Below are 12,224 nucleotides of genomic sequence, written 5' to 3'. Positions count from 1 at the left end.
CATCTCCACGGGATAGTCCTCACCGAGAAGATACCGGACCGCTCCGTAACCCAACTCACGAGTGTATGCCATATCAAAGGCTACCGGTGCCGCACAGCGTAACTCATACCCTATATCCTTGGTGACGATGGTGATCTTCATTCCTCTTTCTTCAAAACGTCGGGTCACTTCATTTTTGAGGATTTCTCCCAGAGGAACTTCAGCCAGGCGCACATGGCCATGGGGGTCGCGGGGAACAGGTTTCCCCAGCAGCCGCTCGATTTCTTCCACGTCACCAAAACGGAGAGCCACTCCTTCAGCAATGATGGCAATGCCATCATTTCGACCCATAGCCTTACGCTTAATCATCGATGCCTCAATGAGATCGCAGACATCCTCCACTTTGATTTTCGCTCCCCCAAACTCCTCAGGAATGATGGTGAGTGTAGCTCCTACCGACTCACCCACTCCTAAAGCAAGATGTCCTGCTGAACGACCCATCATGATCACAAAGTACCAGCGTCCGGTGGTCTTGGAATCTTCCATGAGGTTTTTTACCAGGCTTGTAGCAACTTCCCGAGCGGTTTGAAAGCCAAAAGTAGGCATGCCACCAGGAAGAGGCAGGTCATTATCGATGGTTTTGGGAACATGAGAAACCCACAAATCCCCCTGCATTGCTCGAGCAACAATGCTGGCACTAAAAGCGGTGTCATCACCACCGATGGTTACAAGATACCCAATATTTAAATCCTCCACAACTTTTTTGACCAGAGTAACTTTCTCCTCATCAACCTTACCACTCTTTACGAGGCTATCCCGAGCGGTACGCAGAACTGACCCACCTTGAAGGTGAATACGGGAAATATGCTCAGTAATAAGGGGACAGGTATGTGCTTCCGGATTGAATGCCCCACTTGAGATCCATTTAAAACCGTCATAGATTCCCACAACTTCAAGACCAGCGCGATTTGCAGCAATGGTGACCGAACCGATCACACCATTAATTCCAGGAGCTGGCCCTCCTCCTACGAGTATGGCTAGTTTCTTGTTCATTCTCGAGCCTCCCTTTTCGGGTAAATGAATGTTTTATCAAGGGAAAAGATAACAAAAAAACTGGTTTTTTTCAACGAAATCCTCCGCTGAGTTATAATTTTCTCTAAGTAGAAAATACCATGGGGTCACGATAAAGAAAAGAGGGAAAGCGTTTGGAGTACTTGCTGGGAGTGGATGGAGGAGGTTCAAAAACCATAGGAATCCTCATGGACATAAATGGCGAATTGAAGGCGGTTGCGACTTCAGGACCAGTCAATCTTGCCGAAAACGGCGAAAAAATGGTACGAGAGAACGTTAGACGTCTCCGTTCCCTTCTTAACAGAGTTTCCCCCTCGGATATTATTTATTCTTCTTTTGGGATGCCAGCATTCGGAGAGTGGCGCAAAGCTGACCAGGAGTATCGGACAATCCTCGTTGAGGAACTGGGTATCACACCAACACTCCTTGTAAACGATGTGGTTGTGGGATGGGCTGCAGGAACACTCGGTGAGGACGGAATACACGTTGTGGCCGGCACTGGAACCATCGCTTACGGACGGCACGGAAAAAAGGAAGCCCGGGTTAGCGGTTGGGGAAGTATCATCGGTGACGAAGGAAGCGCTTATGCTTTAGGGCAAGAAGCGTTACGTCGAATCTCAAGACAATTTGATGGACGGGAATTACCCACTCTCCTTAAAGAGTTATTCTGCCAACGGTTACGATGGACAAGCTGGCAGGACCTCACAGAATGGATTTACTCCCACCAAGATGCGGAACGAAGAACAGTCATCGCGGCTTTGGCACCGGTTGTTTACGAAGCCGGCCAAAAAGGTGATCCGGTAGCCAGAGAAATCATGGACAATGCGGCTCAGGAATTGAGCCTCTGTGCCAAAACCCTGATACGGCTACTCTCCCTCCCTCGACCTCTTGTGACCTACAGTGGAAGTGTGCTCACCAAAAACGAAATCGTCCGACAACGGTTTATGAACGACCTTTACCAATCAATACCTCAGGCAACAGTCAAGGAATCCGAACTCCATCCAGCTCTGGGAGCAATCATCCTTCTCTATCGGGAAATTTACGGAGTTCTCCCTCAAATTTTATTACCGAAACTCTCTCTCGTTTCGCAGCAATTTTTTTCAGAATAAACACTTTCAAACTCTAACCACCTTGCCTCCCCACATTTCCTGGATCAGTCCTTTCATCTCCAAAGAGAGCAGGATCTGGAAAAACTCTCCCTCCGGCCAGGAAGTCTCTTCCAGGAGCTCTTCCTTAAATTTTCCCTGGTAATCAATCAGAGAGAGAAGATACGTTTCCTTTTCCCCTAACTCGATTGATTCCGAAGCCTCTCCTTTTTTCCCCTGCCACATCAACCCAAGCGCTTCAAAAACATCCTGAGCGCTTTGCACAAGAGCGGCTCCCCGCGCAATCAAAGCATTGGTTCCTTCACTTTGAGGAGAAAATACCGGACCAGGCACGGCCATTACCTCTCGTCCTTCTTCAAGAGCAAAGGAAGCTGTAATCATTGCCCCACTTTTTCGGGGTGCCTCTATCACCAAAACACCCTGGCTCAAACCGCTGATAATCCGATTGCGGGGAGGAAAATTCTCTGGACGGGGTTCCCAAGAAGGAGGGTACTCGCTCAAAAGCGCGCCTCCTTTTTCAACGATTTCACAGGCCAAGCGAAAGTGGGTAGCAGGATAAACTCGGCGCAGTCCATTCCCCAGAACCCCAATGGTAATACCCTCTTCCTGAACCACAGCCCGGTGCACTTCTCCATCAATACCCAGAGCAAGACCACTGACAATGACAAAATGCGCACTCAATTCCCGAGCAAGCACCCGGGCCACTTTTCTTCCATAAGGAGTCGGGTTTCTGGTACCTACGATGGCAAGATACCGATCGAAGCAGGAGAAATCAAAATTACCCTTAAGATAAAGGAGAAACGGAGGGCGGTAAATGTTTTTTAAAAGCATCGGGTATCCCTCGTCTTCCATGGTGAGAACGTGCAGGTTTTCTCGTTCCACTTCCTCATACAGTTTCTCCGGTTGCAGGGTACGACGAGCCTCAAGAATTAAATTCGCCGTTCCCTTTCCCACAACCTCTTCCAGGGACTTTTCTGAAGCGTGGAAAGCATCTTTTGCACTTCCAAACACCTGGAGAAGTTTCTGAAAGCGTACTGGACCAATACCCCGGATATGACTGAAGGCAATCCAGAAAGGGAGTTCCTCCAAAGGTACTTTTACTCCCATCGTCGATCTAAAGAGCGGTACTGGATGGCCTCAGCCACATGATGAATCTGGATATTTTCCTCTTCTTCAAGATCCGCAATGGTTCGCGCAACTTTCAAAATGTGGTGGTATGCGCGCATACTCAGAGCCAATTTCTCCACAGAATCCTCCAGAACCTTTTTTGCCTCTTTGGTAAGAAGACAGAACTTTTTAAGATGCATCGTTTTCATATCGCCGTTGAGCATAATTCGGTCACCAGTAAATCGTTCCCGTTGGATGGCCCGGGCTCTTTCTACTCGCTGCCGAACTTCAGAAGAGCTCTCTTCTTTGCGTTCCACGGATACCTCACTCACTTCAAGTCGTGGTACTTCGACCTGGAGATCAATCCGATCTAGGAGTGGACCAGAAAGTTTACTCCGGTACTGAGCGACCTGCCGAGGAGAACAGGTACAGACCCGCTGCGTATCCCCCAAATACCCACAGGGACAAGGGTTACAGGCCAGAACCAAAATAAAACGGGCAGGATAGGTGATAATCGCTTGGGCCCTGGACACGGTGATTTTTCCCATTTCCAGTGGTTCTCTCAGAGTTTCCAGTACATTGCGCCTGAATTCCAGAACTTCATCAAGAAAGAGAACCCCGTGATGCGCCAGGCTGATTTCACCTGGGCGGGGCCATTGTCCTCCTCCGATCAATGCCGCATCGGAGATAGTATGATGCGGAGCTCGAAAAGGACGCTCGGTAACCAGAGGCTGTTCTGGAGAAAGCAATCCCGCTACACTGTGAATTTTGGTTACCTCAATCGCCTCATCAAGAGAGAGTAAAGGCAAAAGCGAAGGAATGCGGCGAGCAAGCATGGTCTTTCCTGAACCGGGGGGACCAATAAAGAGCAGATGATGCCCGCCTGAAGCGGCAATTTCCAGTGCCCTCTTGGCTCGTTTCTGACCTTTCACATCCGAAAGGTCTTCGCCCTGAGAAGAAAAAGAGAAAAAATTCTCCCGTTCAACCACCAACGGCTGACGAACCACCTTTCCAGTTAAAAAGTCAACAATTTCACCAAGATGACGAAAACCAAAAACCTTGATCCCCTCCACTAAAGCCCCTTCAGTAGCGTTGGATAATGAGAGAAGGAGTAAAGAACTCTTTCTCTGCAGAGAGAGAAAATGGGCAATGGGAAGAATCCCATTCACCGGCTTTACCTCTCCCGAAAGAGAAAGTTCCCCAATCAAAAAGAGCTTGGAGAGAGAAAAAGAAGGAGCGAGTTTCATTTGAGCAGTAGCCAGGAGAATCCCCAGCGCAATGGGAAGGTCGAAATCACTTCCACTCTTTTTCAAAAACGCTGGCGCCAGATTCACCGTCACCCGCTGCGCAGGAAAAGAAAAACCACTATTTTTGATGGCACTGCGTACCCGTTCTCGAGACTCCTGAACTGCAGCATCCGGAAGACCCACAATTTGAAAAGCAGGAAGACCAGCTCCCACGTCGACTTCAACTTCAACCACCTTTGCCTCAATTCCCCAGGTCGTGGCACTCAAAATCCTGGCTAACACATTTTCACCCAATCTTAAAAGGCTTCCTTATAGTACCTCACTTCTGGTTTCCCTTCCTTGACCCGTACGGCAACGACATCAAAACGGATGGGAACCTCATCAGGGTTATACCCTCTCTTCATCAAATAGAACTCTGCTATTTTCCGAATTCGCCCTTTTTTCCGTTCATCAACCGCTTCCTCTGGTAATCCACAATGAGTACTAAAACGAGCCTTAACCTCCACAAAGACAAAAAACCCATTGTCCCATCCAATAAGATCAATTTCCCCAAAAGGAGAACGAAAATTGGTCTCCAAAATCCTCACCTTGAGGTGTTTCTCAATCCATCTTCGAGCAATCTGTTCACCTTTCTGCCCCTTATTATGAATTCTTCCCATAGCTGGCACAAAAGGACTTCCGGTGGTACGGACTCAACCCCCATATGGCAATCTGTGTCAAGTGGAACTGGGTACCATACCCCTTATGGGAAGAAAAACCGTACTGAGGGAAAAGAGGATGGTAAAAATCTTCCATCAGTTGATCCCGAACCACCTTTGCCACAATCGAGGCTGAAGCAACCGCAACGCTCAGGTCTTCAGCATGGGAAAACGAGAGAAAAGGAATTGAAAGGGCAGGAATTTTCCACCAGTCTAAAATTAAAAAATCCGGGCTTTCTCTCAAAAAGGCCCGGCGAATGGCATCCTGAAACGCAAAGAAATTTGCCTTTTGAATCCCCAAAACGTCAATCCATTTTTCCCCGACCACACTCACACCAATACTCATAGCACGGAGACATATTTCCTCAAAAAGCTCTTTTCGCTTTGTCGGAGAAAGTTTTTTGGAATCTCGCAAATCTGGAAGAGAAAAACCAGGAGAAATGACCACACAACTGGCAACCAGAGGACCCGCTAAAGGCCCTCTCCCTGCTTCGTCAACACCACCAATCCGAGTGTACCCCTTTTCCCAAAGCTCTTCCTCAACCATCCTATCTTAAAATCCGGACACGATGTGGTGGCCAGTACACCAGAAATGCCCGACCCAAAATATTCTTTCGAGGTACGTACCCCCAAAAACGGCTATCATCGCTGTTTTCGCTATTGTCCCCTAAAACAAAATAGGAACCTGGAGGAACCACGTGTTCTCCCTGACCGTAGTACCCCACATCATAATACCTTCGATTGAAAGAGTTCCCCTGAAGCAATTCTCCATCGACTCGCACCACGCCATCCCTAATCTCGACAGTTTCTCCGGGCAATCCTACTAAACGCTTAATTAGGTTACGGCGATTGTCAATAGGGTAACGAAAAACAACAATATCACCACGCTTTGGTTCGGTAAAACGATAATAAAACTTGGCAACAAGCACCCGTTCTCCAGGAATTAAAGTAGGTTCCATCGAGGAACTCGGTATATAATATCCCTCGACCACAAAATAACGGATAAGTAAAGCAATAACCAGAGCCCAGAGAATGGTCTCTATCAATTCCCGCCAGGCGCTCTTTTTCTTACCCTTCTCGTTTTTCTTCGATACGCGACTCTTTGGCACTCTTTTCCCTCAGATAGTAAAGCTTTGCTCTCCGGACCTTGCCTCTTCGAATCACTTCAATTTTCTCGATACGCGGCGAATGAAAGGGAAAGGTTTTTTCCACCCCCACACCAAAAGAAACCTTGCGCACCGTAAAACTCTTATTGATTCCTGAGTTTTTAACCGAGATAACCAATCCTTCAAAAACCTGAACTCTTTCTTTACCGCCTTCGACGACCTTAAAATGTACCCTCACCAGATCCGCTGGTGCCACCTGGGGAAGATCCTCACGCAAAAAAGCTCCCTCTACGGTTTTCAAAACCCTTGCTCTGTCCATTGAAACCTCCTCCAAAAAAGAACCAAAAATCTCGCAATACTATACCATTTCTTTTTCTGTTTGACAATGTTTCGGTAAAAATAGCCCTCTCAACCGAAGGAGCGTTTTTGTACCCGGCCTTCATAATCACACCGCAATTCATCCTGGAGAAGATCGCTTTATCTGCCAGGCAAACCACAAATCAAAGGTGATTGTCAATAAAAAGTTCAACTCCTCTTCTACAGATATCAATGTTAACCCTCTCACACCCATCTTAGCTCAGGTAGAAAATTCGTCTTCCAATGGAGCTTGAGGAGTGAAAGAAAAAGGGCTTATTCTCTTTTGGTCTTTCTCTTTTTGAAGGTTTTGAGATCGCTTTTCAATGTTTCTCCTATCTCCGTTTAAAGTCACAAGTGACGGCGTCTTTCTTAGGTTTCTATTCCATCTTTTCAATATCCCATACCCTTCCATGTGTTTCCCAGAATCTCAAGATTAACCAATCCCGGGTAAGCCAACGGTATTCATGTTTTTAAAGGCCTCTATTTCGCCAACACGAAACCACCTTTTACCATAATGATTACCTTTTCGGCTTATCTCGGATGCTCGGTGCATTTTTCGGGAAGAGGGAAACTAAGGAGAAGTTTATGCTGTTCACCTTCTTGGGAATCAACCCGAGATTGAGCACAAAAAATTGAAACATTGCAGAAGTGGAGAAGAGAAGATATCATGTTAAAAAATGGGTGTCACCCGATACCGCATTCTCAAGTGTAGGTCTTGCCCTTTGAGATGTGTTCTGTTTGGCTACAACACCATACGTGAAAGTAATCTTCAAAAAAGAGCACCATGGTCTTTCAAGGTCGTCCAAGGAGGTGATTGAGTGAAACACCAAGACATAATAGCCAAAGAGCCCTGGCACGCACTGCGTGCAGAAGAAATCTTCAGTGAGCTTAAAACATCTGAGAAAGGTTTAAGTGAGGTAGAAGCAAAGAAAAGGTTAAAGTTTTACGGCGAGAATACATTGCCTGAGGGCAAAAAGGTTACCCCCATGCAGATTATCCTGCATCAGTTATCGAGTCCATTAATCTTTATCCTTATTGCTGCTGCCGTTGCATCGGTTGCTATTGGCGAAGGAAAAGATGCGATATTCATTTTTCTGGTTATTTTTATCAACAGTGCTTTGGGTGCTTACCAGGAATACAATGCCGAAAAGAGTGCGAGCAGCCTCCAGAAATTAATGAGAATCAAGGCAAGGGTAAGAAGAGATGGCAAAGAAAAAGAAGTGCCTTCCGAAGAACTTGTGCCGGGCGATATCGTGCTCCTTGAATCGGGTATGAAAGTGCCAGCAGATATGCGTCTCCTTGAGGTATCGGGATTAGAAATCGACGAAAGCTTTCTCACCGGTGAATCGATCGCAACCAAAAAGCAAATTGACGTGTTACAGGAAAACCTTGGCGTTGCTGAAAGAACCAATATGGCATTCACTGGTTCTACCGTTGTGAGGGGGCGGGGTGTAGGGGTTGTCGTGTGTACAGGGGTCGATACACAGGTGGGCAAAATCTCACAAGATGTGGCCGAGTCAGCTTCGGCCAAACCACCCCTTGTGCTACGTATGGAGAAGTTTATTACGCAAATAAGTATTTTCATTGTCGCCTTGAGTGCCATACTGGCAGTCATACTCCGAGCGCGGGGTATGGATTTCGCCTCAATCTTTTTCTTTGTTGTCGCTTTGGCTGTTTCTGCGGTTCCCGAAGGGTTACCGGTTGCTTTAACCGTAGCGCTATCCATTGCGGCTAAGCGAATGACAAAACGAAAGGTTATTGTTCGCAAACTTACGTCAGTTGAGAGTTTAGGAAGTTGCACTGTCATTGCCAGTGATAAAACGGGCACACTAACCGTAAATGAACAGACAGCAAAAATCATACAGCTTCCCAATGGGAGCCACTATACCATCGAGGGGCAGGGATATAATGGCGAAGGAAAAGTTGTTGGTTCACAAGGAAAACCAATCGATGTCTCAGAAAACCATGAAATTGCCCAAATTGCCCGTATAGCCATTTTTGCCAACGAGGGCTCATTAATAAAAGAAAACAGTCGATGGTCATACCATGGTGACGCCATGGATGTTGCTCTTTTAGGAATGGGGTACAAGCTCGGAGTGAATCCTGAAAAATGGGTACAAGAGGAAAAAATGATTGGAAGAATTCCCTATGAATCGGAACGGAAATTCTCTGCGGCACTTTGCAAAGTAAACGGTTCGGTTTTCATTCGAGTCAAAGGTGCTGTGGAAACGATTCTCAATTTTTGCACAACCGTGTCCGTTAATGGCGAGATTCAGCCAATAGACAAAGAGAAAATACTTTTGGACGCAGCACATTTGGCTAAAGATGGCTATCGGGTATTGGCTTTCGCAAGCGGGGAATATAAGGAGTACCAAAAAAAGGAAATATATAAAGACGAAGATATCCCCCCACTTACATTTTACGGACTTGTGGGCTTTATCGACCCGTTACGACCGGAAGCTCAAAAAGCGGTTGAAAAATGTAAGGAAGCTGGCATTAAAGTAATAATGATAACTGGAGACCACCCCGAAACAGCTTTCGCCATAGCGCGTGAATTGGGAATAGCCGATGAAGGTACTCCTGTGGTGACTGGACACATGCTTACCGAAGCTGGAGCGCACGACAGCCCTGCTTATGCAAATTTAGTTGCATCAACAACCGTGTTTGCGAGAATTTCACCCACGCAAAAATTGGAAATTGTAGATGTATTGATCCGCGAAGGTGAGTTTGTTGCCGTTACCGGTGACGGTGTCAATGACGCTCCTGCGCTCAAGCGCGCCAATATTGGTGTGGCAATGGGATCCGGCACCGATGTGGCCAAAGAAGTTGCGTCCATGATTGTGGTTGACGACGACTTTGCGTCAATTGTGGCGGGTGTTGAAGAAGGGCGTTTCGCTTACGATAATGTGCGGAAAGTCATTTACCTCCTCATTTCCACAGGTGCTGCCGAAGTGATTCTCTTTTTGGTATCAATCTTTGCCGGCTTGCCTCTGCCGCTACTCGCCGTACAACTATTGTGGTTGAATCTGGTTACCAATGGGATACAGGATGTTGCCCTTGCGTTTGAGGGTGGAGAACCCGGTGCAATGAAACGTCCTCCCCGTAAGCCCTCCGAAAAAATATTCAACTCTCTTATGATTCACCAAACCACTGTATCGGGGGTAACTATGGGGCTGATAGTTTTTGGACTTTGGTATTACTTAAACACGTATACCAAGATGGACGAAGTACACGCCCGCGACCTTATCCTGTTACTCATGGTATTTATGCAAAATTTCCATGTTTTTAATTGCCGTTCGGAAAGCGTTTCAGCATTTAAGGTGCCATTAAGAAGAAACATTGTTCTTGTATTTGGGGTGCTCGCAGCACAAGGCATTCACATCCTCAGCATGCACATTCCATTGATGCAAAGTATACTGCGAATTGAACCCATTTCGTTTAATGAGTGGTTATCTATTTTGGTTTTAGCGATACCTGTGATAGTGGTCATAGAAGTATTCAAGTACTTTCGCAGAGGTCAAGTTAAGCTTTAGGGATAAATCCCCCCAGGAAAGAAGATGAGCGTGTTTCAAGCTTTGCTCCCTTTCTTGTCGGCACTACATACTTTTTACCATATTTTTAAAATGACGCCACCCCGTAGCCCACATCGCGTTTATCCCATGGAGGGGGCGTTTTTGGTCTCCTTTGGTTACTCCTTGTGCACAGTACGATGAATACGACTCAATACTTTGAAGCAAATAGCATCCATGCTATACTCTACCTGGAAAGCATGAGTAATCTGTGAACGTAATACGATCGGAGGCATGATGCGTATCAGTCATACGTTATTCAACCTCTTCAGAAAGTGCTCCTCTTCTTTTGGTACTCTTACACTCCTTACGGTATTTTGGCTTCTCTTGAATGAAGAATTCAGTCTCTTCCAGATCATCCTCGGCATGGGAGGAAGCATAACCGCGTTACTCTTCACGGAAAAATACCTTCTCAAAGAGGAATATAGAATGTTTTACGCAAATCACGGGATAAACCTTCTCAAGTATGTTGTAACCTTGCTCTTCCAAATTTACCTTTCTGGAGGCATGGCCTTGTATCGCCTTTTTGCCAATGAAGTCAAGGTGAGAATGGTCAACTATGAAAGTGACTTAGATGACGATTTTTTCATCTGTGTTCTGGCTGTTTCCATCACGTTGACGCCAGGGACAGTTGCGGTGGACAAATTAGGGAAAAATTTGCAAGTTCTGTGTCTTCATTGCCCGAAAGAGAATGAGTGGCAGTGGCGAAAGGATATTCGGGAAAAACTGGAAAATCTCCTGAAAGGAGGCACAAGGTGAGTTTTGAGGAAGTGGTCTTATGGATCTTGGCTATTTTAGGGGGTGCTTCTACCTTAAGGGCGATTTTGGGGCCCACAGCGTGGGATAGAATTTTGGGATTCAATCTCCTCTCTTCGAAGATGGTCATGATCATTGTCCTTTTTGCTCTTCTTCTTCAGAAATCATATTTACTCGATATCGCTTTAATTTATGCTCTTTTTGGCTTTGTAGGGACAGTGATGATAGCAAGGTTTGTAGAAAAAGGGGACAGGCTATGAGGGTACTTTTGGGGAACATCCTCATCGTCATTGCCCTGGGATTTATCGTGTGCGGAGTCTATGGTCTTTTTCGCTTTAGGCATTTTTATCCTCGTGTTTTAATCGCTTCCAAAGTAGACACCGTAGGGTTTATTACCCTAATGACAGGAATTATGGTGAAATCAGGGTTCAATTTCTTCACTCTGAAAGTACTCATCATCGTAGGGTTCTTCGTGCTCACCAATCCACTTGCTACCCATTCCATTGCTCGGTCGGCCTATAAAAGCGGGTATCCGCTCCCAGAGGATGATGCGTAAGTGGCCATCACGAACGTTTTTCTTTTGGTAATGGTGGTTTTAGCTTTTTTATCGATCCAAGTAAAGAAGCCCGAAACGGCAATAATTTACCTTGGTATTTTTTCGCTCCTTAACGCAATAGTGTATCTTTTCTACGGCGCTCCCGATGTATCTTTAGCCGAAGCCGTCATCGGGAGTGCTTTGGCAACCGTTCTCTATTTAATCGCTATAAAAAGATACAATCCTTCAAGAAATGGATTATCGGATGGGTATTTTCTCCGGTCTTTTAGGAATCGGTTTACTCGCTATCAAGAGGTATTCTGGGGTGGAATGTTTCTTCTTGTGGGTTTTGGGGTTCTGCGTACCTACTTAGACACGATGGAAGAGGTTGGAAAACCGGCGTGGGATTACTACGTTAGATTTTTTACCCCCGATACCGGGGCACGCAACGCAGTGACCGCAATTTACCTCAACTATAGAGTTTTTGATACCTTGTTTGAGGCCCTGCTTCTTCTTGTTGGTGTCATTGCGGTGATCTATTTCTCTTGGAGGGAAGAGGAATGGGAGAACCAGAAAAAAGAGTAACCCCTCACCCTCAATCTGAGATTGTAACGCGTATGATCGGTTTGCTCTACCCTTTTATCCTCCTTTACGGTTTTCACATCATCGTGAACGGTCACCTCACCCCCGGGG

Annotated in this window: 13 protein-coding genes; 6 read left to right on the top strand and 7 right to left on the bottom strand. The window is 46.2% G+C overall.

Annotated features, from left to right (window positions below; all coding sequences use genetic code 11):
• Positions 1-1,032, bottom strand: a 1,032-nt coding sequence (locus tag ABDK92_09900; GenBank protein ID MEN3186920.1) for a 6-phosphofructokinase, incomplete at its 3' end; no start/stop codon positions are given.
• A gap of 152 nt (positions 1,033-1,184) precedes the next feature.
• Here ABDK92_09900 and ABDK92_09895 point away from each other — a divergent pair.
• Positions 1,185-2,159: a BadF/BadG/BcrA/BcrD ATPase family protein gene (locus ABDK92_09895; protein ID MEN3186919.1), complete on the top strand. Its 975-nt coding sequence runs from the start codon at positions 1,185-1,187 to the stop codon at positions 2,157-2,159.
• 6 nt (positions 2,160-2,165) lie between these two features.
• On the opposite strand, the gene dprA is transcribed toward ABDK92_09895, so the two are convergent.
• The 6 genes from dprA to rplS are packed head-to-tail and all read right to left on the bottom strand — an operon-like array spanning position 2,166 to position 6,633.
• Positions 2,166-3,245: a DNA-processing protein DprA gene (dprA, locus tag ABDK92_09890; protein ID MEN3186918.1), complete on the bottom strand. Its 1,080-nt coding sequence runs from the start codon at positions 3,243-3,245 to the stop codon at positions 2,166-2,168.
• Positions 3,246-3,253: 8 nt separating this feature from the next.
• Positions 3,254-4,804, bottom strand: coding sequence for a YifB family Mg chelatase-like AAA ATPase (locus ABDK92_09885; GenBank protein ID MEN3186917.1), 1,551 nt, complete (start codon positions 4,802-4,804; stop codon positions 3,254-3,256).
• A 2-nt stretch (positions 4,805-4,806) separates the two neighbouring features.
• Entirely contained in the window at positions 4,807-5,169 is a 363-nt protein-coding gene (locus ABDK92_09880; protein ID MEN3186916.1) for a YraN family protein, read from the bottom strand.
• On the bottom strand, positions 5,153-5,755 hold the full coding sequence (locus ABDK92_09875) for a ribonuclease HII (protein ID MEN3186915.1): 603 nt from the start codon (positions 5,753-5,755) through the stop codon (positions 5,153-5,155). The genes ABDK92_09880 and ABDK92_09875 overlap by 17 nt, the downstream gene beginning before the upstream one ends.
• A gap of 1 nt (position 5,756) precedes the next feature.
• Positions 5,757-6,317 carry a signal peptidase I gene (gene lepB, locus ABDK92_09870; protein MEN3186914.1) on the bottom strand — a complete coding sequence of 187 codons (561 nt, stop codon included), beginning with the start codon at positions 6,315-6,317 and terminating at the stop codon, positions 5,757-5,759.
• Positions 6,277-6,633 carry a 50S ribosomal protein L19 gene (gene rplS, locus ABDK92_09865; protein MEN3186913.1) on the bottom strand — a complete coding sequence of 119 codons (357 nt, stop codon included), beginning with the start codon at positions 6,631-6,633 and terminating at the stop codon, positions 6,277-6,279. Before rplS ends, lepB begins: the two co-directional genes overlap by 41 nt.
• A gap of 856 nt (positions 6,634-7,489) precedes the next feature.
• Between rplS and ABDK92_09860 the strand changes: the two genes are divergently transcribed.
• The 5 genes from ABDK92_09860 to ABDK92_09840 all read left to right on the top strand — a co-directional run bounded on the left by ABDK92_09860 (position 7,490) and on the right by ABDK92_09840 (position 12,116).
• Positions 7,490-10,204: an HAD-IC family P-type ATPase gene (locus ABDK92_09860; GenBank protein MEN3186912.1), complete on the top strand. Its 2,715-nt coding sequence runs from the start codon at positions 7,490-7,492 to the stop codon at positions 10,202-10,204.
• Between the two features lie 270 nt (positions 10,205-10,474).
• Positions 10,475-10,999, top strand: a complete 525-nt coding sequence (locus ABDK92_09855) for a Na+/H+ antiporter subunit E (protein ID MEN3186911.1) — start codon at positions 10,475-10,477, stop codon at positions 10,997-10,999.
• Positions 10,996-11,256 (top strand): monovalent cation/H+ antiporter complex subunit F, encoded by a 261-nt coding sequence (locus tag ABDK92_09850; protein MEN3186910.1) that lies wholly within the window; start codon positions 10,996-10,998, stop codon positions 11,254-11,256. Before ABDK92_09855 ends, ABDK92_09850 begins: the two co-directional genes overlap by 4 nt.
• A complete protein-coding gene (locus ABDK92_09845; GenBank protein MEN3186909.1) occupies positions 11,253-11,552 on the top strand; it encodes a monovalent cation/H(+) antiporter subunit G in 300 nt (99 codons plus the stop codon). The genes ABDK92_09850 and ABDK92_09845 overlap by 4 nt, the downstream gene beginning before the upstream one ends.
• Positions 11,553-12,116, top strand: coding sequence for a hydrogenase subunit MbhD domain-containing protein (locus ABDK92_09840; protein MEN3186908.1), 564 nt, complete (start codon positions 11,553-11,555; stop codon positions 12,114-12,116). It abuts the gene before it with no gap.
• Positions 12,117-12,224 lie beyond the last annotated feature (108 nt).

This window comes from Atribacterota bacterium (genome assembly GCA_039638595.1).
Classification (GTDB): Bacteria; Atribacterota; Atribacteria; order Atribacterales; family Caldatribacteriaceae; genus Profundicultor; species Profundicultor thermophilus.
The sequence above is the reverse complement of the archived record's forward strand: the minus strand, read 5'-3'. Positions and strand labels throughout refer to the sequence as shown.